The organism is Micromonospora sp. WMMD1274 (assembly GCF_049179035.1).
GTDB lineage: Bacteria > Actinomycetota > Actinomycetes > Mycobacteriales > Micromonosporaceae > Micromonospora > Micromonospora tulbaghiae.
Genome location: NZ_JBMHMG010000001.1, coordinates 5,044,814 through 5,069,641, shown reverse-complemented (window position 1 = coordinate 5,069,641; position 24,828 = coordinate 5,044,814). Strand labels below are relative to the sequence as shown.

General features: G+C 73.8%; 17 protein-coding genes. 6 read left to right on the top strand and 11 right to left on the bottom strand.

Annotated elements, in window-relative coordinates; all coding sequences use genetic code 11:
• Positions 1-11: 11 nt before the first annotated feature.
• From ACN27D_RS24105 to ACN27D_RS24095, 3 genes are all read left to right on the top strand, one after another.
• Positions 12-1,208, top strand: coding sequence for a thiolase family protein (locus ACN27D_RS24105; protein ID WP_091420004.1), 1,197 nt, complete (start codon positions 12-14; stop codon positions 1,206-1,208).
• Entirely contained in the window at positions 1,205-3,268 is a 2,064-nt protein-coding gene (locus ACN27D_RS24100; protein ID WP_357899900.1) for a 3-hydroxyacyl-CoA dehydrogenase NAD-binding domain-containing protein, read from the top strand. The genes ACN27D_RS24105 and ACN27D_RS24100 overlap by 4 nt, the downstream gene beginning before the upstream one ends.
• A gap of 188 nt (positions 3,269-3,456) precedes the next feature.
• Complete coding sequence (locus ACN27D_RS24095) at positions 3,457-4,203, top strand: hypothetical protein (protein WP_121686449.1); 747 nt, start codon at positions 3,457-3,459, stop codon at positions 4,201-4,203.
• 57 nt (positions 4,204-4,260) lie between these two features.
• Here ACN27D_RS24095 and ACN27D_RS24090 read toward each other — a convergent pair whose 3' ends face one another.
• From ACN27D_RS24090 to ACN27D_RS24075, 4 genes are all read right to left on the bottom strand, one after another.
• Positions 4,261-4,647 (bottom strand): VOC family protein, encoded by a 387-nt coding sequence (locus ACN27D_RS24090; RefSeq protein WP_358170347.1) that lies wholly within the window; start codon positions 4,645-4,647, stop codon positions 4,261-4,263.
• Between the two features lie 205 nt (positions 4,648-4,852).
• The gene (locus ACN27D_RS24085) at positions 4,853-7,402 is read right to left on the bottom strand and encodes a malectin domain-containing carbohydrate-binding protein (protein ID WP_421500046.1); all 2,550 of its coding nucleotides are present in this window, start codon (positions 7,400-7,402) and stop codon (positions 4,853-4,855) included.
• Positions 7,403-7,607: 205 nt separating this feature from the next.
• Entirely contained in the window at positions 7,608-8,774 is a 1,167-nt protein-coding gene (locus ACN27D_RS24080) for a sensor histidine kinase (RefSeq protein ID WP_374668547.1), read from the bottom strand.
• Positions 8,771-9,439, bottom strand: coding sequence for a response regulator transcription factor (locus ACN27D_RS24075; protein WP_421500045.1), 669 nt, complete (start codon positions 9,437-9,439; stop codon positions 8,771-8,773). The genes ACN27D_RS24080 and ACN27D_RS24075 overlap by 4 nt, the downstream gene beginning before the upstream one ends.
• Positions 9,440-9,909: 470 nt before the next feature.
• Here ACN27D_RS24075 and ACN27D_RS24070 point away from each other — a divergent pair, with 470 nt between their 5' ends.
• A complete protein-coding gene (locus ACN27D_RS24070) occupies positions 9,910-11,283 on the top strand; it encodes a peptidase C39 family protein (protein WP_421500044.1) in 1,374 nt (457 codons plus the stop codon).
• Here the strand turns inward: ACN27D_RS24070 and ACN27D_RS24065 are convergent, their stop codons facing one another.
• Both ACN27D_RS24065 and ACN27D_RS24060 read right to left on the bottom strand, forming a co-directional pair.
• Positions 11,284-12,576, bottom strand: coding sequence for a PQQ-binding-like beta-propeller repeat protein (locus ACN27D_RS24065; RefSeq protein WP_421500043.1), 1,293 nt, complete (start codon positions 12,574-12,576; stop codon positions 11,284-11,286).
• Positions 12,573-13,835 (bottom strand): PQQ-binding-like beta-propeller repeat protein, encoded by a 1,263-nt coding sequence (locus ACN27D_RS24060; RefSeq protein ID WP_421500042.1) that lies wholly within the window; start codon positions 13,833-13,835, stop codon positions 12,573-12,575. The genes ACN27D_RS24065 and ACN27D_RS24060 overlap by 4 nt, the downstream gene beginning before the upstream one ends.
• A gap of 84 nt (positions 13,836-13,919) precedes the next feature.
• On the opposite strand from ACN27D_RS24060, the gene ACN27D_RS24055 reads away from it, so the two are divergent.
• Positions 13,920-15,791, top strand: a complete 1,872-nt coding sequence (locus ACN27D_RS24055) for a hypothetical protein (RefSeq protein ID WP_421501192.1) — start codon at positions 13,920-13,922, stop codon at positions 15,789-15,791.
• 9 nt (positions 15,792-15,800) lie between these two features.
• On the opposite strand, the gene ACN27D_RS24050 is transcribed toward ACN27D_RS24055, so the two are convergent.
• Both ACN27D_RS24050 and ACN27D_RS24045 read right to left on the bottom strand, forming a co-directional pair.
• The gene (locus ACN27D_RS24050) at positions 15,801-17,585 is read right to left on the bottom strand and encodes a hypothetical protein (protein ID WP_421500041.1); all 1,785 of its coding nucleotides are present in this window, start codon (positions 17,583-17,585) and stop codon (positions 15,801-15,803) included.
• Positions 17,543-19,489 carry a hypothetical protein gene (locus ACN27D_RS24045; RefSeq protein ID WP_421500040.1) on the bottom strand — a complete coding sequence of 649 codons (1,947 nt, stop codon included), beginning with the start codon at positions 19,487-19,489 and terminating at the stop codon, positions 17,543-17,545. Before ACN27D_RS24045 ends, ACN27D_RS24050 begins: the two co-directional genes overlap by 43 nt.
• 156 nt (positions 19,490-19,645) lie before the next feature.
• Here ACN27D_RS24045 and ACN27D_RS24040 point away from each other — a divergent pair, with 156 nt between their 5' ends.
• Positions 19,646-20,836, top strand: coding sequence for a hypothetical protein (locus ACN27D_RS24040; RefSeq protein WP_421500039.1), 1,191 nt, complete (start codon positions 19,646-19,648; stop codon positions 20,834-20,836).
• 132 nt (positions 20,837-20,968) lie between these two features.
• Here ACN27D_RS24040 and ACN27D_RS24035 read toward each other — a convergent pair whose 3' ends face one another.
• The 3 genes from ACN27D_RS24035 to ACN27D_RS24025 all read right to left on the bottom strand — a co-directional run bounded on the left by ACN27D_RS24035 (position 20,969) and on the right by ACN27D_RS24025 (position 24,820).
• On the bottom strand, positions 20,969-21,484 hold the full coding sequence (locus ACN27D_RS24035; RefSeq protein WP_421500038.1) for a GNAT family N-acetyltransferase: 516 nt from the start codon (positions 21,482-21,484) through the stop codon (positions 20,969-20,971).
• A 143-nt stretch (positions 21,485-21,627) separates the two neighbouring features.
• Positions 21,628-23,571, bottom strand: a complete 1,944-nt coding sequence (dxs, locus tag ACN27D_RS24030; RefSeq protein ID WP_252450680.1) for a 1-deoxy-D-xylulose-5-phosphate synthase — start codon at positions 23,569-23,571, stop codon at positions 21,628-21,630.
• A 58-nt stretch (positions 23,572-23,629) separates the two neighbouring features.
• Entirely contained in the window at positions 23,630-24,820 is a 1,191-nt protein-coding gene (locus ACN27D_RS24025) for an anhydro-N-acetylmuramic acid kinase (RefSeq protein WP_421500037.1), read from the bottom strand.
• Positions 24,821-24,828 lie beyond the last annotated feature (8 nt).

The window sequence follows — 24,828 nt, the reverse complement described above, 5'->3', positions numbered from 1 at the left end:
GGAGGCTCCAAGTGCCCCGTGAAGTCCGGGATGTCGTCTTCGTCGACGGCGTCCGTACCCCGTTCGGCAAGGCGGGTGGGATGTACGCCAACACCCGCGCCGACGATCTGGTGATCCGCTGCATCCGCGAGCTGATGCGCCGCAATCCGCAACTGCCGCCGGAGAAGGTGGAGGAGGTGGCCATCGCCGCCACCACCCAGATCGGTGACCAGGGCCTGACCATCGGCCGCACCGCCGCCCTGCTGGCCGGCCTGCCCAAGACCGTGCCCGGCTTCGCCATCGACCGGATGTGCGCCGGCGCGATGACCGCTGTCACCACAGTGGCCAGCGGCATCGCCATGGGCGCGTACGACGTGGCCATCGCCGGCGGCGTCGAGCACATGGGCCGCCACCCGATGGGCGAGGGCGTCGACCCCAACCCGCGCATCGTCGCGGAGAAGCTCGTCGACCCGTCCGCCCTGGTGATGGGCTCCACCGCGGAGAACCTGCACGACCGCGTCCCGCACATCACCAAGGAGCGCACCGACGCGTTCGCGCTGGCCTCGCAGCAGAAGACCGCGAAGGCGTACGCCAACGGCAAGCTCCAGGGCGACCTGGTGCCGGTGGCGGTCCGCGACCCGGAGGCGGGCTGGGGCCTGGCCAGCGTGGACGAGGCACCCCGGGACACCTCGATGGAGAAGCTGGCCGGGCTGAAGACCCCGTTCCGGCCGCACGGCAAGGTCACCGCCGGTAACGCGGCCGGCCTGAACGACGGCGCCACCGCCGCGCTGCTGGTGGCCGAGGAGACCGCCCGCGAGCTGGGCCTGCCGGTCGGCATGCGCCTGGTGTCGTTCGGCTTCGTCGGCGTCGAGCCCGAGGTGATGGGCGTCGGCCCGATCCCGTCGACCGAGAAGGCGCTGCGCATCGCCGGCCTGAGCATCGACGACATCGGCCTGTTCGAGCTGAACGAGGCGTTCGCGGTGCAGGTGCTCGCCTTCCTCGACCACTTCGGCATCGCCGACGACGACCCGCGGGTCAACCCGTGGGGCGGCGCGATCGCCATCGGTCACCCGCTCGCGTCCTCCGGCGTCCGGCTGATGACCCAGCTCGCCCGCCAGTTCGCCGAGCACCCCGAGGTCCGCTACGGCCTCACCGCCATGTGCATCGGCATCGGCATGGGCGGCACCGTGATCTGGGAGAACCCGCACTGGGAGGGTGGAGACAAGTGAGCCTCGCCGCACCGAACGAGGTCGTCACCAAGGCGCTGCTGCGCCAGGTGGCCGTACCCGGGCTGGACCGGCCCGCCGCCCTCATCACCCTGGACAACGGCTTCGACCACACCAAGCCGAACACCTTCGGCCCGGCCGGCCTGACCAGCCTGGACGAGGCGATCACCGCCGCGCTGGCGGCCGAGCCGGCGTTCATCGCGGTCACCGGCAAGCCGTACATCTTCTGCGTGGGCGCGGACATCACCAGCCTGCCCGCGCTGGAGAACCGCGAGCAGGCGCTGGAGATCGGGCGGCTCGGCCACCGGGTCTTCGCCCGGCTCAAGGACAGCGGCGTCCCCACCTTCGCGTTCGTCAACGGCGCGGCGATGGGCGGCGGCCTGGAGCTGGCGCTGCACTGCCACTACCGGACCCTGTCGGCGGGCGCGGCGGCCCTGGCGCTGCCCGAGGTCTCGCTCGGCCTGATCCCCGGCTGGGGCGGTACGCAGCTGCTGCCGAACCTGATCGGCATCCCGGCCGCGACGCAGGTGATCATCCAGAACCCGCTGATGCAGAACAAGATGCTCAAGCCGAAGCAGGCCGCCGAGATGGGCATCGCGGACGTGCTGCTGGAGCCGGCCGACTTCCTGGAGCGGTCGCTGGAGTGGGCCGCCGGCGTGGTCCGGGGCGAGGTCACCGTGACCCGTCCCGAGGTCGACAAGGACATGTGGGCGGGCGTGCTCTACTTCGCCCGGCAGACCCTGGACCAGCGGCTGCACGGCGCGGTCCCGTCCGCGTACAAGGCGCTGGACCTGCTGGAGACGGCGAAGGACGCCGACTTCGCCACCGGCACCGCGGCGGAGGACGAGGCCCTCGCGGGCCTGATCTTCTCCGAGGAGCTGCGCAGCGGCCTGTACGCCTTCGACCTGGTGCAGCGGCGGGCCAAGCGCCCGGCCGGCGCGCCGGACAAGGGCCTGGCCCGTCCGGTCACCAAGGTGGGCATCGTCGGCGCCGGCCTCATGGCCAGCCAGCTCGCGCTGCTGTTCGCCCGGCGGCTCCAGGTGCCGGTCGTGATGACCGACCTGGATCAGTCCCGGGTGGACAAGGGCGTCGGCTACGTGCACACCCAGATCGAGAAGGCCGTCAGCAAGGGCCGGATGGACAAGGGCACCGCGGCCAAGCTGTACGGCCTGGTGTCCGGCTCGGTCGACAAGTCCGTCTTCGCCGACGCCGACTTCGTCATCGAGGCCGTGTTCGAGGACCTGGGCGTCAAGAAGCAGGTCTGGGCCGAGCTGGAGAAGATCGTCAAGCCGGAGGCGGTGCTCGCCACCAACACCAGCTCGCTGTCCATCACCGAGATGGCCGCCGAGCTGGAGCACCCGGAGCGGGTGGTCGGCTTCCACTTCTTCAACCCGGTCGCGGTGCTGCCGCTGCTGGAGATCGTCCGCGGTGAGCGGACCGACGACGCCACGCTGGCCACCGCGTTCGCGGTCGGCAAGCAGCTCAGGAAGTCGTCGGTGCTGGTGAAGGACGCCCCGGCGTTCGTGGTGAACCGGCTGCTGACCCGCTTCCTCGGCACCGTGTTCGCCGCCGTCGACCAGGGCACCCCGCTGGACGTGGCGAACAGCGCGCTGGACCCGCTGGGCCTGCCGATGCGTCCGCTGGCGCTGCTGCAGCTCGTCGGCCCGGCCGTGGCGTACCACGTCGGTGGCACCCTGCACGAGGCGTTCCCGGACCGGTTCGGGGTCAGCGAGAACCTCAAGCGGATCGCCGACTCGGGTCAGCCGATCGTGGTCGACGACCAGATCAACGACGAGGTGGCGAAGCTGCTCGTGGTCGGTGACGAGCCGCTGACCGCCGAGCAGGTCCGGCAGAACGCGCTGGACGCGCTGGCGCAGGAGATCCGGCTCATGCTCGACGAGGGCGTCGTCGCCGAAGCGCAGGACATCGACCTGTGCATGATCCTCGGCGCCGGCTGGCCGTTCCACCTGGGCGGCGTCACGCCGTACCTGGACCGGACTGGCACCTCCGAGCGGGTGACCGGCAAGCGGTTCCTGCCGCGAGGCGTGGCAAGCCTGCGCTGACCGGCCGCAACGCATCGATCGCGGTGGTCGGGCTGTCCGTTCCGGACGGTCCGGCCACCGCGATCGGCGTCTGCGGCCCAGGTCACGGGTAGGTCGCGGTTTTCCGTCGTCGTCCCTTGTCGGGACAGCGGGCTGTCGGTGGTGCTGGCTACGATCACGCGTCCAGTTTTCTCACAGGAGCTGCCTACATGTCCCAGCCGCCGTCCAGTCCCTACTCCGGCAACTACCCCTCCCCCCAGCAACAGCCCGGTGGCTACCAGCCGCCGCAGCAGCCGCAGTACGGCGGTGACTACCCGCAGACTCCGCAGCAACCGCAGTACGGCGGCCAGCTCGGTGCGCCGGTCCCGCCGAAGAAGAAGTCCGGCGTCGGCAAGATCCTGCTGATCGTCCTCGCCGTGGTCCTGGTGCTCTGCGTCGGCGGCGGTGTCGCCGCCTACTTCGCCACGAAGGACACCGTCGACGAGGTGGTCACCGCCACCAAGACCCGGGTGGTCGAGCCGCAGACGCTCGGCGGCCGGGCGAAGGTCACCGACCCGCAGCTGCAGTCCGCCGCGGCGCAGATGAAGTCCGAGCTCAGCAAGGACGTGCCGGACGCGACCAGCACTGTCGGCGCCTTCTACGGCGACCCGGCCAAGAAGGACCTGGTCATGATCGTCGCGGTGTCCGGCCTCATGGCGGACCCGAAGAAGGAGCTGGCCGACGCCACCGCGGCGGTCACCCCGGACCTGGCCACCAAGGACTTCAAGACGGTCGACGCGGGCCCGCTCGGCGGCGACGCCAAGTGCTCCGACGGCAAGGCGTCGGACGTGCCGGTGGCCGTCTGCATCTGGGTCGACCGGGGCAGCCTCGGCATGGTGGTGGTCTACTTCAAGTCCGCGGCCGAGCTCCAGTCGGAGTTCGTGACGATGCGCGGCGAGATCGAGAAGCAGGACTGACACCCGTCCCGCACCGGGCCCCCGCCGTCACGGCGGGGGCCCGGCGTCGTTTCCGGATCAGGCGGACGCGGCCCGTTCGGCGGGGCTCCGGCAGACGCAGAACTCGTTGCCCTCGGGGTCGGCCAGCACCACCCAGCCGGTCCCGTCCGGCCGGCGCCGGTCGGCCACCAGCGTGGCGCCCAGCTCACGCAGCCGCGCCACCTCCTCGTCCCGGGTGCCCTCGGCCGCGTGCAGGTCGAGATGGAACGCGCCCTTGCCGTGCCGCTCGCCCACCTCGACGAACAGCAGGTCGGGGCCGTGCCCGCCGGGTGCGGCCAGGACCGCCTCCGGGTCGCCCGGGTGGTCGTCGTCGGCGAGCCGGCGGTCGAGCACGCGGGCCCACCAGACGGCCAGGGTGTACGGGTCGTCGGATTCGACGGTCACGCAGTGGATCTTTGCACTCATGGTGCTTCCTCCTGTGGGGAGCGCGCCCCGACGGAGTGGGAACGTCAGCGGGGAACGCGGGGCGCGGGACGGTTCACGACGGACATCGACCACACCCCCTTCCACCTCTCGGGCTGACCCGATGATCATGCCATCGACGGCCGGCCGGAACAAGCCGCCGGCCCGGCCCCGCGGGTGCGGGACCGGGCCGGCGGGCACTGCCGCGTCACGGGCCGACGAAGACCGCCTTCGCGCGCCAGTCGACGCCGTCGACCGCCGGGCCGCTGCGCACCGTGAACGTCCCCGACGGAGCACCGTTCACCCAGTCGACGGCGGACAGGTCGCCGGTGCTCCGGTTCACCTTGTAGAGCGTGGAGCCGGCCACGAAGAGCGCGCCCGCGTCGGCGAAACCGCTCGCCCCGGACACGGAGAACCGGTCGGCGCCGACCACACCGCTGTCCGGCGTGAACCAGCGCCAGAACAGGCCGTTCTGCCCGGACAGCGAGTAGTAGAGCCGCCCGCCGGTGTAGAACATGCCGGTCACGTTCGGGATCTCGGCGTAGAAGCCGGTGGTCGCGCCGACGTACGTCTGCCCGGCCGGACCGGAGTTGGTCACCACGGTGTCCCAGTACGGGTCGTGGTACGGGTCCACCAGCTCGGGCGTGCCGAACGTGGTGCCGTCGAACGTCCGCCGCCACAGCGCGCCCTCGGCGCCGTAGAACAACGTCCCGCCGACCCAGAACGCGTTACGCGTGGCCGACCACACGGTCTCGTCCGGGTTCGCCACCGGGCTGGGCGTGCCGACGCCGGTCAGGCCGTCGTACGAGCGGACCTGCACCTCCTCGCCGGTACCAGCCGGCGGAGGCCCGGTCTTGACGATCTCGACGGCGTCGACGAGCGGGTTCTCCTTGACGTGGCGGAACTCGATGTCGACGGTGCCGTCGCTGGTCACCGTGAACTCCCGCATGGTGCCCACGTTGTGCCCGACGCTGGCGGACAGGTCCAGGTCGTCGAGGACGACGGTGCCGTCCAGCGCCACGTCGAAGACGCGGGTGTTCGGGGCGGAGGTGCCGTCGTACCGGTTGGCCAGGTAAAGCCGCACGTGCACCTCGGTGCCGGTGGGCACGGGGAACTGCCAGAGCATCTCCGCGCCGCCGGCCGGGTCGTACCGTTCGTCGCTGTAGAGCGCGGCCGGGGTGCCGGCCGGCACCGTCGCGTCCAGGCTGCCGACCGTATTGAAGCTGGAGGTCGAGCTGCCAGTGTTGTGGTACGGGCTGGGGCTGGAGCTGGTGTCGGCCGCCCAGTCCGGCCCGCCGTCGGTGGCGGCGACCAGCGGGCCGCCGGCGTTCACCCGGTGCAGCACGTTTGTCGGCTTCGGCAGGCCGGCCTGGTAGACGTTGCCGGGCAGCGTGGCGGTGCTGGTCGGGTGCGGGGCCTTGCCGCCGGCGAGCGGGAAGAACGCGATCCGCTCCCGCCGGTACTGGAAGTTGCCGATCCAGAGTGTGTCGCCGCCGATCCAGAGCCCGGACTCGGTGACGAGCATCTCGGAAGCGCCGATGCCGCGCGGGTGCCGGCCCGGGTTCCAGGACAGCGGCAGGCCGTTGACCGGGTCGAGCGCGGCGATGCTGGCCCGGCCGACCGCACCGGCCCGGGCGTTGTCGGTGCCCGTGGTGTTGTTCAGCCAGCGGAGGTGACCGCCGACGTAGACCGCCTGCTCGCTGATGCCGACGGACAGGAACGTGTCGCCGCCGCTGTAGTCGACCCAGGTCGGCTGGAGAGCGGAGCCGGTCGCGCCGGCCTCCCAGCGGGCCGCGGTGTCGCAGAGCGTGCCGCTGTACGGGGCGCCGGTGGTGACCACCACGAAGTAGCTGTTGTCCGGGGAGAACGCGACGTCGCGGACGTACGAGTCGAACGACTGCCACTTGCAGCGCGGCGTGTACCGGGCGGTGTTCCAGTCCGCGACGGTGGCGGCGGTGGCGCCCAGGTCGAGCTTGACGATCTGGTCGTGCAGGACCCCGTCGGCCTTCTTGAAGTTGCCGATGACGACGAGCTGCGTGCCGTCCGGGGATACCGCCAGCTTCTCCGCGCCCACGCCGGCCTTGGCGCCGCTGACGCCGTCCCAGTTGTGGTTCTCGGTCAGCGTCGTGGTGAGGTAGCCGTCGACCGCGCCGGTGGTGGCGTTGAGCGAGGCGAGCCCGCCGCGCGGGTTGGGGTTGCCGGCCGTGGTGAAGATGCCGCCCACCAGCAGCCGGTCGCCGACCAGCGCGATGTCCTTGATCAGCCCGTTGAACGCCGGCGGCGCGAAGCTGGTGACGACAGCGCCGGTGGCGACGTCGAGCAGGGCCACCTTGCGCCGGGTCACGCCGTTGACGGTGTTGAACTTGCCGGCGACGAAGACGGTGCCCGCCGTGGGACCGCCGACGACGGCCGTCACCTCGTTGTCGAGCGTGGGCGCGAACGCGGTGTCCACCTGCCCGGTCGCCTTGTCGAAGGCGAGCAGGTAGTCACGGGGGATGTCGACGTCGGAGTTGCGGTTCTGCACCCGGGTGAACGAGCCGCCCGCGATGATCTTCGTACCGGCGTCGTGGATCGCGTCGACCGAGCCGTCCTGGACGTCGGGCGAGGCGGCGGAGGGGACGGTGTGGACCACTTTGTCGTGGCCGGGCGCGGCGTTGGCCGACGCGGGCGTGGCCGGGGAGAGTCCGGCGACGGTGAGGGCGCCGGCGGTGAGGACCGCGAGGAGACGGCGGCGGCGCGGGGCCGAGGGGTGGGTCACGGGCAGCTCCGGTGGGTGAGCAGGGTGAGGCGTCGCTGCGCTCACTCTCCGTTGATCCACGCCTCCGCGTCCAGCGGGAGCGGCGCATTCTGCCCGACCACCGGGCCGCCGCGGCCGACCACCGTCGGGTCCGGGCAGGACAGCCGAGGCTGCCCGCACGAAAAGGTGAGGCCACCTCACCGCCTGGTCGGCGTGACGTGGGCGGTCAGGTGGACGCCGGCGGGTCGGCCGACGGAAGCGTGACTGTCACCTCCAGGCCGCCGCCGGGCTGGGCGACCGCCTTGACCGTGCCGCCGTGCGCGTCGCTGACGGCCCGCACGATCGACAGGCCGAGACCGGAGCCGCGCGCGCCGGTGCGTTCCTGGCCGCCGCGCCGGAACGGCTCGAACAGCCCGGGTACGTCGGCCGGAGCGACCTCGAAGCCGGTGTTCCCCACCACCAGCCAGGACCGTTCCCCGTCGGTGCCGGTGCGGACCCAGATCCGGCCGTGCAGGTGGTTGTAGCGGACCGCGTTCTCCACCAGGTTGCCGGCGAGCCGGTCGAGCAGGCCGGGGTCACCGATCACCGGCGCCGGGCGCAGCGAGGTGTGCACCTTCAGGCCGATGCGCTCCACCTCCCGGGAGACGGCGGACAGCGCGTTCGCGGTGCCGATGGCGAGGTCCGACTCGGCGCGCCGGGCGAGCCGCCGTCCGGTCTGCGCCTCGCTGCGCGCCAGCACCAGCAGCGCGTCGACGAGGCCGTTGGCGCGCTCGGAGGCGTCGCGCACCACGCCGGCCATGCGGCGGTACTCGGCGAGGTCGGCGTCGTCGTCGCTGAGCGTCACGTCGATTTCGGTACGCATCACCGCCAGCGGTGTCCGCAGCTCGTGCGAGGCGTTCGCGACGAACCGTTTCTGCGCCTCGAACGCGCCGCTGATCCGGTCGAGCATGGCGTCGAACGTCTCGGCCAGCTCGGCCACCTCGTCGTCGGCGCCGGACCAGCCGATCCGCTCGTCGAGCGTGGCCTCGCCGAGCCGGCGGGCGGTGGCGGTGACCTGGTGCAGCGGGCGCAGCGCCCGGCCGGCCACCAGGTACGCCCCGGCCACCCCGACCACGCTGATCGCCAGCAGCGCGAGCAGCCCCTTGACCAGCAGTTCCTGTGACGCGGCGTCGACCAGTTGCCGCTGCCACTGCCCGGCGTCGAGCGTGCGCCCGTCGGTGAGCACCACAGTGGTGCCGGGTAGCAGCTCGTCGGTGGGGCGCAGCGCGTCGCGGACCAGCAGCCAGGCGAGCAGCACCAGGATCGCTCCGGCGCCGACCAGCAGCACGCCGTTGAGCAGGGTGAGCCGCAGCCGCAGCGTCGGCCGCACCCGGCGCGCACTCCGCGCGTTCACTGCCGTACCCCGCCGATGCGGTATCCCGCGCCCACGACGGTGTCGATGAGCGGCGGCTCGCCGAGCTTCTTGCGCAGTGTCATCACGGTGACCCGGACGATCGTGGTGAACGGGTCGGTGTTGGCGTCCCAGACCCGCTCCAGCAGCTCCTCGCTGGAGACCACGGCGCCGCGCGCCTTGAGCAGCTCGGCGAGCACGCCGAACTCCTTGTTGGTGAGGTCGAGCGGCACGCCGCCCCGGCTCACCACCCGGCGGGCCGGGTCGAGCACCAGGTCGCCCACCTCCAGCACCGGCGGCGCGGCCGGGGTGGCGCGGCGGCCGAGCGCCTGCACGCGGGCGACCAGCTCGTCGAACGCGAACGGCTTGGCCAGGTAGTCGTCGGCGCCGAGCTGCAGCCCTTCGACCCGGTCGGCGACGGTGCCGCTGGCGGTCAGCATCAGCACCCGGGTCAGCGCGCCGGAGACGGCCAGGTCGGCGCAGATCCGGTCGCCGTGCACGCCGGGCAGGTCGCGGTCCAGGATCACCACGTCGTAGCGGGTGACGAACGCCGCCTCGTGCCCGGCGTCGCCGTCGTAGGCCACGTCGACCGCCATCCCGCGCTTGCGCAGCCCGCGCGCGATCGCGTCGGCGAGGTTGCGCTCGTCCTCGACCACCAGTACCCGCATCCCGGCCTCCCACCTCGTGACCCCTGACAACCTAGTGCGGCAGGCAAAACCCGCCGGCGGAGGAGCCATCCACCCGAGACGGCCGTCGACGAGCACACCACCGGGGAGCGCCCGTGGTGCGCGCTCCGGCCATCCCACCCGGCCCGGGACGCAGGGTGTGACTCTTCGTGACGTTGGCGCCGATTCACGACTGCGTCACGCACCGTGATGGGCACCCGACCGCCCAAATTGGACAACCAGCAGGTCATATCGCTCTGACCAGCAGAGACTCTGAACCGGCCTCCGCCGGCGGAGATACCCCTTCGCGCCCTTTGCTCTGCAGCCCCATGCGCAGCGGTAGCCGTAGGTCACCGGTGCGCCGATGGCTGCAGAGCAAAGGGCGCGGGGGTGACCATGCCGCGGACGCGCTGCGGTTACGGTCGGTGACAGGCTGCCAGGCCGATCGCCGCGTGCGGCGGCACGGGTCGCCGTTGCAGAAAACCTTCGGGTACGCGATGCTCGGCGGCGATGATCGACAAGCGCAGCAGCCACTGGTCACGGCCGTGCCGGGCGGGTTCCCGATGAGCGGCCGCGACATCACGTACCACCGGTTCCGCTTCCCGGCGGACCGGGACCGGGGTCGTGCGGACGGGCTGCGCGCCGGGCCGGACGGGCTGACGCTCGACGGCGATGCCGGCCGGGTCACGCACACCGACCCGCACTCCGGGACCACAGCCGAGTACGCCGCCGGCACCTGGACCTCCCCCGTGACGCCCGTCGGCTTCGCCGTCACCGAGCTGGTGCCCTCCTGGACCGCCGACACCCCGCCCGGCTGCTGGCTACGGGTCGAGCTGCGCGGCTGGGCCGACGACACGGCCGCCACCGGCTGGTACGAGCTGGGCCACTGGGCCGCCGACGACAGTGCCGTGCACCGCGCGTCGGTACCCGGGCAGGAGGACGACCGGGCGCGGGTCGCCGCCGACACGCTGCGGGTGACCGGCGCGACGGTGACCGGCTGGCAGGTCCGGGTGACGCTGTTGCGGCGGCTCGACGCGCCCGCCGGCCCGGTGCTGCACACGCTCGGCGTGGTCGCCTCGACCGACCCGCCCGGCGGCGCGCAGGCCGACGGCACGGACACGATCAGCGCGGACGCGACCAGCGCGAACGCCGGCAGCGCGGCGGCCATCGGTGCGGCGACCGGCAGCGCGGCGACCGGTGACACGACGGCCGCCGGCGGCGGGGAGGCGGGCGCGTGGGGACGGGTGCTGGACGTGCCGCGGTACGCGCAGCGGCTGCACGCCGCCGGGGAGACCCGCTGGGGTGGCGGTGGCGACTCCTGGTGCAGCCCCACCTGCGTGTCGATGGTGCTCGACTTCTGGGGCGCCGGGCCCACCCCGGACCGGTACGCCTGGGTGGCGCCGCCCGGCCCGCGCCCGCAGGTGGTGCACGCCGCCCGGCACTGCTACGACCACGCCTTCGGCGGGCCGGGCAACTGGCCGTTCAACACGGCGTACGCGGCGACGCACGGGGTGGACGCCTTCGTCACCCGGCTGCGCTCGCTGGCCGAGGCGGAACGGTTCGTGGCCGCCGGCATCCCGCTGATCGTCTCGGCCGCGTTCACCGCCGGTCAGGTACCCGGCCTGGACTACGACACCCGGGGACACCTCATGGTGCTGGCCGGCTTCACCGCCGACGGCGACCCGGTGCTCAACGACCCGTACGCGCCGGACGACGAGCGGGTCCGCCGCACCGTGCCGCGCGGACCGTTCGAGAGCGCCTGGCAGGCGGGCAGCGGCGGGATCGCGTACGTGCTGCGGCCGGAGTCGACGCCGCTGCCGCCGCCACCGGCGCAGGCCAACTGGTGATCAGCGGCCGACCGGCCAGATTGCCATCCCCCCGGTCGGGCGCAGGCACACCAGTTCCGTACCCGTGTCCGCGCACTCGGACCAGGCGCCCGGCAGGATCCCCCGGATCCGTACCTGCCCGGCCGCCACGTCCAGCGCGCCGACGAGCGTCCGGTCCCCGGTGAGCGTGCGCAGTCCGATCAGCGGCCCGGACTGCAGGCCGTTGCCGGAGACGCGCCAGCGTCCGAGCCGGGCCAGCACGCGGCCGGTCGGCGGGTCCAGCACCGACAGTTCCAGTTCCTCCCCGACCCCGCGCTCGGCGGCGATGAGCCGGTCGCCGACCGGGCCCATGCCCAGCCAGCGCTCGTCCGACCAGGCCGGACGGCCGGTGGCCGGGTCGAGGGCCTGCGCGCCGCCCACCTGGTCGCGCAGGCACACCATTCCGGCACAGTCGGCGAACCAGAGCCCGGCGCGGGAGCCGACCGGCAGGCTCCACCGCTCGTCGAGCCGGTCCAGCCCGTACCCGGTGACCGTGCCCCGGGCGTCCTCGACCAGCAGGAGATCGGCCACCACCTGCGCGTACCGGTAGGTGGCGCGATCGGCCGCGGGCGCCACCTGACCGGTGTGCGCGACCGCGCCGGAGTCCGCGTCGTACACGGTCACCCGGCCCTGCGGGGTGACCAGCACGAGCTGCGTCACCCCGTGGGTGTCGTGACGGTATCCCACCTCCTGACCGGGCACGGGCAGCGTCCATCGCACCGCGCCGGAGGCCGGGTCCACGGCCCGCACGGTGCCCGCACCGGGCGGGCGGGGATTCTCCAGCAGCAACCCGCCGGAGGCGGTCCGGACCGGGTAGCCGGGGTGCCGCCAGCGCAGCGCGCCGGTCGCCGCGTCGAGCATGGCCGAGACCGAGTCGCCGTCCCCGGCCGGGCTGCTCGTCACCAGCAGTCCCCCGCCCACGGCGGTGAGGTCGAGCACGTGGTCACCGGCGGTCAGCGCGAACCGCCACACCGGTTGCCCGCCGGGCAGCCGGTGTGCGGCGACCACCCGCCCACCCCGGCCGATCGCGCCCGGGCCGTCGGCCACCACCACCCGGTCCGGCAGGAGCACGAACGCCGCACCCTGCGGGGCGGGCACCCGGATCGGCTCGGGCCGGCGCGGCGGCGCGGCGGCGGCGGTGACCACGAGCAGCACCAGAGCTCCGAGCAGCGCCACCCGTGCCGTCCGGCCCGGCGGCCGGCGGGGCGGCCGGTCGGCCGGCTCGTCGGCGGACTCGCCGTGCCGCATCTCCCCCAGCTCGATCACCGGGCTCACGTCAACCGCCGCACCATGTAGTCGCCGCCGGGCCGGCGGCAGACCAGCAGCGTCACGCCCGTGGTGCAGTCGGTGCCGGTGTACGTGCCCCGGACCGAGGGCGGGTCGCCGGACAGGGCCACCTCGGCCAGGAGCCGGCGGCCGCCGCCCAGCGGTCGTGTCGCCAGCAGCGGGCCGCCCGACTCGTGCTGCGGGACCAGGGTCCAGCCGCTGAGGTCGGCGATCACCCGCCCGTCGTCCTGGTCCAGCACCGCCAAGCCGGCGTCGAGGTCGGTGTCGGGGACGCCGACGAGCAGCCGGCCGCCACGCTCCGCCGACACACCCACCCACCGGTCCACGCTCCAGCGCACGGCGCCACTCACCGGATCCAGCGCGGTCGTCCCGCCGGCCAGCCCGGCGGCGCAGAGCAGGGCGCCGCAACTCTCGGCGTGGCCGACGAGCTTCCGCGCGACGGTCCAGCGCGGCCGGAGCGTGTCCAGGTCGTACGCCTCGATGGCTCCGTCTCCGTCGCGAAACTCCAGCAGCAGCCCGCCGGCGATCTGAAACCGGCGCGGGCCGGGCGATCGCACCGGGTACAGGTCGCGGGCCACGAGCCGCGCGCCGGTGCGCGCGTCCACGACGACCGTCTGCCCGGTCATCGGGGACAACACCATGCGTACGGGCCCGGTCGGCTCGAAGTCGAAACCCAGCACGCCCGTCATCGGCGCAGTCCACACCGTACGGCCGTCGGCCGGGTCCACCCTCATGATCGACGTCGTGGTGTCGGAGGTGGCCGACTGGATCAGCAGCACCCGGCCCACCGCGAACGCGATTCCGGGCCGGCGCCAGACGTCCGCGCCGGTGGCCGCGTCGTACGTCACCGTCTGCCAGTCCGTGTCGTCGACGCTCCGGCCGGCCACGATCACCCGGCCGTCCTGCTCCCACACCGACACGGCGGTGCCGGCGCCGGGCAGCCGACTGCGCCACCGCTCCCGGTCGCCCCGGTACGCGACGAGTTCCCGCCCGCCGCCGGTGCCTCCGCGGTCCGGTTGCACCACGTACACCACGTCGCCGGAGACGAACACGGCCGATCCCAGCCCGCCGGGCAGCGTCCACTCCGCCGGGCGTCGGGGCGGCGTCGCGGCGGTGAGGGTGAGCAGCGCCACCAGCAGCACCGCGAGAAGGCGGAACGGTCGCCCGACGGCGCGCGGCGGGCGGGGCGCCGGACCGGGTGAGGCGTCGTCGCGCATCTCCCCCAGATCGATGACGGTCACGACCATCCTCTCCCGCGCGCCGGGCCGCCGCCCGACCGTGACCGGCCGCGTGACGAACCGCCTGTACGATGGCGCGTCGTGGCCGTGCCCGTGGTGGACCCCTCGTTGAACCCCTCGTCCGTCGAGGCGGACGCCGTCGTGGCCGACCCGCCACGCCGCGCCCGTCGCCGGCCGGCCCGCGCCGACGTGCTGGCCATCGGAGCCTATGTGCTCCTCGGCGTTCTCGTCTGCCTCAACTACTGGGGCGACGTGGAGCACCGGGTCTCCTCGCACCTGCCCACCGACCACAGCTGGTTCGAGTGGCTGTTCGCGCACGGCGCGTACTCGGTGCAGCACCTGGAGAACCCGCTGTTCACCACCCGGCAGAACGCGCCGGACGGGGTGAACATGATGGCGAACACCTCGCTGCTCGGGGTGACGTTGCCGCTGGCGCCGCTGACGCTGCTGCTCGGCCCGCAGGTCATGTACGCGCTCTACCTGGGCGCCGCGCTGTCCGCGACCGCCGCCACGTCGTACTGGGTGCTGTCCCGGCACCTGGTCCGCTCGCGGGGCGCGGCGTTCGTCGGTGGCGCGTTCCTCGGTTTCGCGCCGGGCATCGTGCACCACGCCAACGGGCAGCCCAACTTCGTGTCGAACTTCCTGCTGCCGCTGATCGTGGCCCGGGTGCTGCGGCTGGGTGAGCCGGGCCGCTGGCGGCGCAACGGGGTGGCGCTCGGGTTGCTGGTCGCGTACCAGATCTTCATCAACGAGGAGATGCTGCTGCTGACCGCGCTGGCCTGCCTGGTCGTCGTGGTGGCGTTCGTGGTGCAGCGGCCCCGCGCGGCCCGCGAGCGGGCCGGGTCGTTCGTGGCCGCGCTCGGTCTCGGCGGCGGCCTGGCGCTGCTGCTGACCGCGTACCCGATCTGGTTCCAGTTCAACGGCCCGCAGTCCTACCGCGGCTTGCAGGGTGGCGTCTTCCACAACTGGGGTGAGGACCTGGTCGCGTTCGTCACGTTCGCCCGGGACACGATCGCCGGTGACGAGGCGGTGGAGAAGACCATCGGCCTGACCGAGCAGAACACCTGGTTCGGCTGGCCGCTGGTGCTGGTGGCGCTGGCCGCGCTGGTGCTGCTCGTCCGCCGCTCGGTGCCGGCCCGGATCCTGGCCGTGCTGGTGGTCGTGTTCACGATCGCCTCGATCGGCCCGGTCGTACGGTTCAACGGCGCGGAGACCGACATCGACGGGCCGTGGGCGTACGTGCCGGACGACCTGCCGCTGGTCGAGATGATGATGCCGACCCGGTTGAGCCTGGTCGTGGTGGCCGCCGTCGGCGTGCTGCTCGCCCTGGCGTGGGACGCGCTCGCCGGTGCCGGCCGCCCGCCGGTGCCCGCCCCCCGCTCCGGCGCCGACGACGGCGGGGACGACGCGGACGGCGAGTCGGCCGCGCGCGACACGCGCCGCCGGGTGCTGCGCCTGGCCGGGCTGGTCGCCATCACCGCCGCCGTGGTGCCGCTGATCCCGCGTCCGCTGCCGGCCGAGCGGATCGACCCGCCGCCGCACTTCATCACCGCCGGCGGCTGGCGGCCGTACGTGCCGGAGGGCCGCACGCTCGTGCCGGTGCCGATCCCGAGCAACGTGCACGGGCTGCACACGCTGCGCTGGAGCGCGCTGACCCGGCACGAGTTCCCGGTCCCGGGTGGCTACTTCATCGGCCCGAACGAGCGCGGCGAGGGCGTCTTCGGCGCCCCGAACCGCCCCACCAGCACGCTCATCTACGCCACGATGGACGCCAACGAGGTGCCGGAGATCACCGAGGAGAACCGCCGCCAGGCCGTGGACGACCTGCGCTTCTGGCGGGCCTCGGTGGTGGTGCTCGGGGCCGGCCCGCGCGAGGCGGTGCTGCGCGACCTGATGGCCGAGCTGCTCGGCCCGCCGCAGCGGGTGGACGACGTGTGGATCTGGGACGTCCGCGACCGGGTGTGACCCCGCCGGTCAGCCGACGAGCGGCCGGACGTCCCACAGGTATCCGCCGGGCACGTCCCGGCCGGGGCCGACCAGCGCGTCCACTGTGGCGCGGACCGGGTCACCGGGTGACGAGTCGCCCTGCACCAGGGCCGCCGCCCGCCAGTGCCGCAGGTCGTCGATCGCCTGCCGGCGTTCCGTCTCACCGACCGGCGGCACCCGGCCGGTCTCGGCGGCCCGACGCAGCAGCAGCGACGTGGGCCGGTCCGGCGCGCCCCAGCGGGCGGCCGGGTCGCCGGCCGACCGCGGGCCGATGAAGTAGCCGCCCGGTGCGTCGAACGCCAGCGCGGTGCGCGCCGACCAGAACATGGCGGGGCTGACCGCCGCGCCGGTCACCGGCGGCACCGGCACCAGCGTCCGGCCCGCCGGCACGTACTCCCGCCAGCCGCCGCCGGACACCACGGCCGGGACCGGCGGGACCGGCACCGCGCGGATCGGCGTCGGCGCCAGCGGCAGCAGCGCGGCGGCGACCGCGCCGGCCCACGGCGCCCAGGTGCGCACGCCGCCGCGCCGGACCCGGTCCAGGGCCAGCGCGAGCAGCACCCCGAGCACCGGTACGCAGACCAGCGCGAACCGCGCCGGCACCACCAGGTCCAGCAGCGGCACCCCGGCGAGCAGGCGGTACGGGCCCGGCAGCCCGGTGTCGTGCCGGTTCACCACCACCGGGGAACCGAGTGACAGCAGCGCGAACAGCAGGCCGCACGCGGCGAGCGCGCGCACCAGCGGCCGCCGCCACAGCCGCACCGCCACGAGTACGGCCAGCAGGGGCAGGAACGGACCGAAGAACGAGTTCTGCTCGGTCGGGTTCGGTGACAGCAGCCCGGCCCGGTGGGCGTCCCCGGCGACCGTCTGCCGGGCGGTGGCGGCGAACGAGACCACGTCCAGACGGTAGCCCTCGGTGTGGAACGGCATGCCCCGGTAGTGGCCCGGCCCGGCGAACTGGAACCACAGCGGGTACGCCAGCAGCACGCCCGCCACCAGCGCGCCGACGCCCAGCCGGCGGGCCACCACCGGCGCCAGGCGACGCGCGGCGGCCCGGTCGGCGAACGCGTACGCCCCGGCGAACACCCCGGCGGCGAGCGCCAGGAAGACCAGCACCTCCTCGCCGAGGAACACCTGGTACGCGACCGCGAGCCCGAGCAGCACGCCGTCGCGGCGTACCCGGTCGGTGGCCGGCCGGAACACGAGCGCGAGGATCACCGGCACCAGGAACTGGGCGGCCATGTGCAGGTGCGCCCCGGCCTGCGCCACCATGCCCGGGGCGAAGCCGCAGAACAGGCCACCCACCGCGGCGGCGGCCCGGGAGCGGACCAGCCGGCGGGCGAGCAGCGCGTACCAGGCGGTGGCGGTGCCGGCGAGGCTGAGCGTCACGGCGACGAGGAAGGCCGCCTGGGAGCCGAAGACCACGGTGACCGGGGTGAGCGGCACGCCCAGCCCGAGCACCGACGTGTTCGCCATCAGGTTCACCCCGTCCGGGGCGTTCAACGCGCCGCTCCACAGCGGGTTCTCGCCGCCGGTGACCGCGCGGGCGGCCCGGGCCAGCATCCACTCGAACAGCATCTGGTCGCCGGCCTGGTGGAACAGCCGTTCCGGCCGGCGCCACTGGCCGGTGGTGAGCAGCACGGCCAGACCGAGGTAGCCGGCCACCACCAGCACGTCGACCGGGCGGGGCCGGCGGCGGCGGGGCGCGGCGGCGGGGACCGCCGGTTCGGTCAGGCGGACCGGCTGGTCAGTTTCCGCACGTCCCACAGCCACACGTCCAGCTCCTGCCGTCCGGGGCCGACCAGCTGCTCCACGGTTCGGCGCAGCGGCTCGGCGTTCTGCTCGTCGCGCGGCAGCACCACCACCGCCGCGTTCCAGTGCCGCAGCTCGTCCAGGTAGCGACGGCGCTGCCGATCGTCCAGCTTCGGCGTACGGCCGGTGGACGATACCTCCCGCAGCATCTCGCCGATGCCGCTGGGCCGGCCGCCGAAGCGTCCGGGGTCGCCGGTGACGCCGTTGCGCGGCGCGAGGAAGTAGCCGCCGGGGATCTTGAAGTCGAGGTTGGTGCTGGCCGCCCAGCGCATCGGGTCGGTGTTGCCCATCGCGGGCACCGGCACGGACACGAGCGTCTGGTCCGGCCCGACGTACTTGCGCCACCGGTCGGCGGTGATGAACTCCGGCACCGGCTCCCGCGTGGTCACCTGCAACGGCATCGGCGCGATCGGCAGCAGCGCGAGGACCAGGCCCGCGGCGGTGAGCCTGCGGGCGGTACGCCGGTCCACGCCGCGCAGCGCCCAGGCGCGGCGCACCGCGTACGCGAGCAGGATCGCCACCGTCACGCCGGTGATCAGGCCGAAGCGGGTCGGCACCACGGCGTCGAGCAGCGGCAGCCGTACCAGCAGCTCCCACGGGCCGGTGGCGATCTCCCGGTCCCACCAGGAGATCCGCTCGCCGAGGGAGAGCACGGCGAAGAACAGCCCGGTGGCGGCGAGCGCGCGGACGATCACGTCCCGCCGCAGCCACACCACGATGCCCACGACCAGCAGCGACAGGCTCCAGCCGAAGAACGCGTTCTCCTCCGAGTAGTTCGGAGCGAGGTTGACGTTGGCGCGTTCGTTGCCGCCGAACGTGGGCGAGCCGGGCGCGAAGAAGGCGGCGATGTCGTTGCCGTAGTCGCGCACCGCGTCGCTGAGCCCGTGGTACGCCATCGGCCCGGCGAACTGCACCCACAGCGGGTACGCCAGCAGCGCCCCGGCCAGCACCGCGCACACCGCGAGCCCGGCGCCGAGCGGCCGCCACGCGGTCGCCCACCGCTCGCGCTGCTGCACCACCACGGCGATCAGGAACACGCCCAGCGCGAGCGCGGTGAAGAGCAGGATCTCCTCGTTGATGAACGCCTGCGCGGTGACCAGCAGCGCCAGCAGCACGCCGTCGCGGACCGGCCGGGCCGACCGGGTCAGCACCAGCACCCGCCACACGATGAACGGCAGCAGGAACTGGCTGATGATGTTCGGGTGCCAGTTGGCGTGCGACAGCATGGCCGGCGAGAACCCGCAGAACCAGGCCGCCACGGCGGCGGCGGGGCGGTGCCGGATCAGGTGCCGGGACAGCACCCGGTACCAGGCGGCGGCGGTGCCGGCCAGTCCGAGCGTGACCAGCGTGACGAAGGAGACCGCCGGTCCGAACAGGAGGGTCACCGGCACCATCGGGATGCCCAGCGCCAGGATGGCGGTGTTCGCCATCAGGTTGACGCCGTCGGGGTAGTTGAACTGCTCGGTGAAGAACGGGAACTCGCCGTGCAGCACCACCCGTACCGAGTGGGCCAGGAAGAACTGCACCTGCGCCGGGTCGCTGCTGTAGAGCGCGGCCACCCGCCCGGCCGGGTCGACCCAGATGCCGCTGGTGACCCAGATCGCGGCGAGCAGGAATCCGCCGTACACGGTGAGGTCGATCCGGCGGCGCGTCCACCGCCACCGGCGCACGCGCCGCGCGCCCGGCGTGGCCGGCGCCTCCGGCTCGGTCGGCGCTTCCGGCGTGGTCGGCGTTTCCGGCGTGGTCGTGGTCGCCCGCTCCGGCTCGGCGATGGTGACCGGTGGTGGGTCCAGGGTGACGGCGCGGTGGCCCGTCGGGGCGGCGGCGTCCGGCGTCGAGGCGCCGCGGGTCTCGGCAGGCGTCACAGTCGGCGGAGTCTACCGGAGCCGGATATTGGTGCCCGAATCGCCCGTCACGTTCCGCAGTGGCCGATCGGCCGAAAGGGTGAGCCGGGCGCGGCCGGGTGACGGGTCGTCTCGTACCATGTGAGCTTCCGACCGACGACCGGCGAGGGGATCAGGGTGCTTTCAGCCCGCCGAGGCGCTACGACGGGCACCGCGCTGGCAGCTCTGCTGCTGGTCACGGTCGGTTGCGGACCGGTCGCCGAACGGCGGCCGGCGGACCTGCGGGTCGGCTACGACAGTCTGGACGGCACCCTCGCCGTGTGGCCGCCGCGCGGCAGCCTGGCCCGCGACGCAGACGCCACCGCCGCGATCACGACAGCGGTACGCGACTGGCGCTCCCCGGTGGACGACCGGGTGCACGTGCCCACGTCCGGCATCCTCTTCTCCGGTCAGGTCGCCGGGTCGGCGCTCGCGCTCGTCGCCGCCGACGTGCCCGGTGAGGCCGCCTCCTGGCTGCTGCAACTCGACCGGGACGGGCAGCGCTGGCGGGTGGTCCACGCCACCGAGTACACCGACCCCGGTTACCTGGTCTACTCCGACGTGCTGCCGGTGCGGGAGCCGGACGGCCGTCGCTACCTCACCTCGGCCCGCGTCGAGCGCCTGACCGGGCCCGACGGCAAGGTGCTCGGCAGCACCGACGGCGTCACCGACCCGGTCGCCGTACCGGCCTGCCGGGCCGTCGAACTGACCGCGACGCTGCGGTCCACGCCGTCGCTGCCGCGCGGCCGGGCCGCGGACCGCGTCCTCGACCTGGGTACGGCCACCGAAGCGCCCCGCTATCCCCTGGTACGCGACGAGACGGGCGCCGGGAAGCGCGCGCTGACCGGACTGGACACGTGCGTGCTGGCCGGTGAACGGGGCCCGTTCGGCAGCGTGCCGCGCCGCATCGGCGACCGCGAGGCGCCCCGTTCCGCGCCGGAGTCCTGGCCGATGGCGAAGATCGCGACGCGGTCGCTCGGCTCGGTGGCTCTCGGCGAGGGCGAACCGGGCGAGTTGGAGCAGCTCAGCTGGGAGACGCCGGCCGGGACGATGACGGCGGTGGTCTACCGGCCAGCCGACGGCGGAACTCCGGTGGTCTCCCCCGCGGACCGGTCCACCACGCTTCAGGCGTACCACCTGCCGATGCCGGGACGGCCGCTGGCGGTGCTGTCCTGGCGTACCCGGGACGCCTCGTTCTCCGCCCCGCCCGGCACGACGCGTCTGGTCGACCGTCCCGGCCTGGTGGTGGTCGAGCACACCGACCAGAGGCAGACGTTCAGCCTGGCCGGCACCGAGAAGACCTGGTACCGCTCCCTCCCCACCCCCTGACCTGACCCGCGCTTCCCCGCCCCGGGGGGGGTCGCCCACCCCGTCGATCATGAAGTTGACGGCGACAAACCAGACACGAACCACCGCCAACCTCATGATCACCCGACCGGCTCGGTGATCAAGGAGTTTGTGTCATCCGGGAGGCTCTCCGCGCACCCGAACTCCTTGGTCAACAGGGCGGGCCAGGCCGGGGCGGGAGGTGCCGTCAGGGCGCCATCCGTGGCGCGTGTAGAAGGCGCGGGCCCGGGTGTTGCGCTCCCACACCTCCAGCACGCCCCGCGCCAACCCCTCGTCCGCCAGGTGACGTACGAACAGCGCGTGCAGCGCACTCCCCACGCCTCGTCCCCACATCTCCGGGTCGACGTGGATCTGGTAGAGCTGCGCGGTCGTCCGCGGATCCAGGTCGGACGAGTGCGGCGGGCCCATGGCGAGCACCCCGGCCAGCACACCGTCCACGATGGCGACTCGCACCCGCTTGTGCGCCGAGGTGATCGCCGCCGTCCAACCCTCCCGCTGTTCCCGGGCCAGCTCCGGAGTGAGGATCTCCCCGACCGGCAGCCCGCCGGCCCCGTAGTAGGCGACCCGCGCCCGGCTGTGCACCTCGACGATCCCCAAGAGATCCCCGAGCCCCGCCTCCCGCACCTCCACGAGCCCTCCCTCCACGTCAGGCCCCGCGATCTTGCGATTGCGGCCCTCCGTAATCGGGCGAAGCCGACATCAGGAGGGCCGCAAGTGCAAGATCAACGCGGAAGTCAGGCGCAAGGCGCGCGCAGGGCGCGCGCGGGGGTGGGTCAGCTCTGGGCTCGGGCTCCGTTCGTGGCCGGGTCGACCGGGGCGGCGTCCAGGCCGGAGATCCAGCCGGTGACGTCGCGCGCCACGTCCTGCGCGGTCAGCCGCAGGTCGGCCAGGATCTGCGCGCGGGTGCCGTGCGGGTGCCAGTCGGCCGGTACGCCCATGTCCTTGACCGGTACGCGGACGTCGGCGTCGCGCATCGCCTGGGCCAGCGCGGAACCGACGCCGCCGATGCGCACGCCGTCCTCGACGGTGACCACGAGCCGGTGACCGGCGGCCAGCTCGACCAGTTCGGCCGGCACCGGGCGCACCCAGCGCGGGTCGACGACCGTGACGCCGTAGCCCTGCTCGGCGACGCGGGCCGCGACCTCCACGCCGAGGCCGGCGAACGAGCCGACCGCGACCAGCAGCACGTCGGTACGCGCCGACTCGGCCAGCACGTCGACCGGACCGACCCGGCGCACGGCGGGCAGGTCGGCGGCGACGGTGCCGGTCGGGAAGCGCAGGATGGTCGGGCCGTCGTCCACGGCGACCGCCTCGCGCAGCTCCTCGCGCAGCGTGGCCGAGTCGCGGGGCGCGGCGATCCGCAGGCCGGGCACCACGCCGAAGACGGACATGTCCCAGATGCCGTAGTGGCTGGGCCCGTCGGGGCCGGTGATGCCGGCCCGGTCCAGCACGAACGTGACCGGCAGCTTGTGCATGGCCACGTCCAGCAGCACCTGGTCGAACGCGCGGTTGAGGAACGTGGCGTAGACCGCGACGACCGGGTGCAGCCCGCCCATGGCGAGGCCGGCGGCGGAGGTGGCCGCGTGCTGCTCGGCGATGCCGACGTCGTACACCCGCTCCGGGTACTTGCGGGCGAGCGTGGCGATGCCGGTGGGCTCGGCCATGGCGGCGGTGATGCCGACCACGTCGGGCCGCTCGTCGGCGATCGCGACCAGCTCGTCGGCGAAGACGTTCGTCCACTTCACCGACGGCACGGCGAGCAGCTTGCCGGTCTCGGCGTCGAACGCGCCGGGGCCGTGCAGGCAGTCGGCCTCGTCGTCCTCGGCGGGACGGTAGCCGTAGCCCTTGCGGGTGACCGCGTGCACGATGACCGGGCCGCCGAAGTTCTTCGCGGCGCGCAGGGCCGCCTCGACCGCCGGTACGTCGTGGCCGTCGACCGGGCCGACGTACTTGATGCCGAGGTCCTCGAACATGGCCTGCGGGGCGACCGCGTCCTTGATGCCCTTCTTGACCGCGTGCAGCACCTCGTACATCGGCTTGCCGACGAACGGGGTGTTGCCCAGCGCGTCCTTGACCGTGTCGAGCACCTTCTCGTAGCCGGGGTTGAGCCGCAGCGACGACAGGTGGTCGGCGAGGCCGCCGATGGTCGGCGAGTAGGACCGGCCGTTGTCGTTGACCACGATCACCAGCGGGTTGCCGGCGGTGGCGATGTTGTTCAGCGCCTCCCAGCACATGCCGCCGGTGAGCGCGCCGTCGCCGACCACGGCGACCACGGACCGCTTCTCGCCGCGCAGCGCGTACGCCTTGGCCAGGCCGTCGGCGTACGACAGGGCGGTGGAGGCGTGCGAGTTCTCGATCAGGTCGTGCTCGCTCTCGGCCTGGCTGGGGTAGCCGGAGAGGCCACCGCGCTGGCGGAGCTTGTCGAAGCCCTCCTGCCGGCCGGTGAGGATCTTGTGCACGTACGCCTGGTGGCCGGTGTCGAAGAGGAGCCGGTCACGCGGGGAGTCGAAGACCCGGTGCATCGCCAGGGTCAGCTCGACCACACCGAGGTTGGGGCCGACGTGGCCGCCGGTGCGGGAGACCTTGGCGATCAGGAAGTCACGGATCTCGGCGGCGAGGATGTCCAGCTGCTCGGCGGTCATCCGCTTCACGTCCTGCGGGCCGTGGACGGTGCCCAGCAGCCGACCGTGGTTGGCCGTGCCCTCTTCAACACTCATGACCGGAGAGTCTATCGGCCGCGGAACAGTCCGCAGCCCGGCCGTGCATCGACCCAGGTCAGGCGTCCACCACCAGCCGCCTCGGGGCGGGTGGGCGCGGCGCGGCGGCGGACGGCCCGGCCGGGGTCCAGGAGCCGAGCACGGCGGCCCGGGACGCCCCGGTCACCGACGGCACCGCGCCGGGCAGCCCGTGCCAGGACAGCCAGCCCAGCAGCGCGAACGCGTACGCCTCCTTGGCCTGGGCGGGCACGCCCAGCTCGTCGGTGGTGCGCAGCCGCCAGCGCCCCTCGCCCAGCGCCGCCAGCCGCGCCCGGAGTGTGGGATTGCGCACTCCCCCGCCGGCGGCCACCACCTCGGTCACCCGGTGCCGGTCGCAGGCGTCCGCCACCGTGCGGGCGGTCAGCTCGGTGAGCGTGGCCAGCACGTCGTCGGCGGCCACCGGCTCCCCGAGCGGGGCCAGCGCGGCGTCCAGGTAGCCGCCGTGGAACAGCTCCTTGCCGGTCGACTTGGGTGGCGGCGCGGCGTAGTACGGCTCGGCGAGCAGCCGGGCCAGCAGCGCCTCGTGCACCCGGCCGGCCGCGGCGCGGGCGCCGTCGACGTCGCAGGGCCGGTCCAGGAAGCGCCGGGCTGCGGCGTCCAGCAGTGCGTTGGCCGGGCCCACGTCGTACCCGAGGACGGGCGCGCCGGGCGCGACCACTGTGAGGTTCGCGATCCCGCCGAGGTTCAACGCGGCGCGGGCCCCGGCGGCCGCGCCCCCCGGTGCGCGCGGGGAGGCAGCCGGGTCGAGCAGCAGCGCGTCGAACGCCGGGACCAGCGGCGCGCCCTGGCCGCCGGCCGCCACGTCCGCCGAGCGCAGGTCGTGCAGCACCGGTACGCCCACCCGGGCGGCCACCCGGGCCGGCGCGCCGAGCTGGAGCGTGCCGCGCACCCGGCCGTCCTCGACCCAGTGGAAGACCGTCTGGCCGGGCGACACGACCGCGTCGGCCGCTCCCCCGGCCAGCTCGACGCCGGCGACCGCCGCCTCCGCGAACACCTCGCCGAGCCGGTTGTCCAGCCGGCAGACCGCCTCGATCGTGGTGGCGGCCGGGGGCAGCAGCGCGCCGATCTCGGCCCGCAGGTCGTCCGGGTACGCCAGCTCCCGGTGCCCGAGCGGCCGCAGCCGCAGCGTGTCGCCGTCGGCGGTGAACTCGGCCGCGACCACGTCCACGCCGTCGTAGGACGTGCCCGACATCAGCCCGACGATCTTCATCGGGTCAG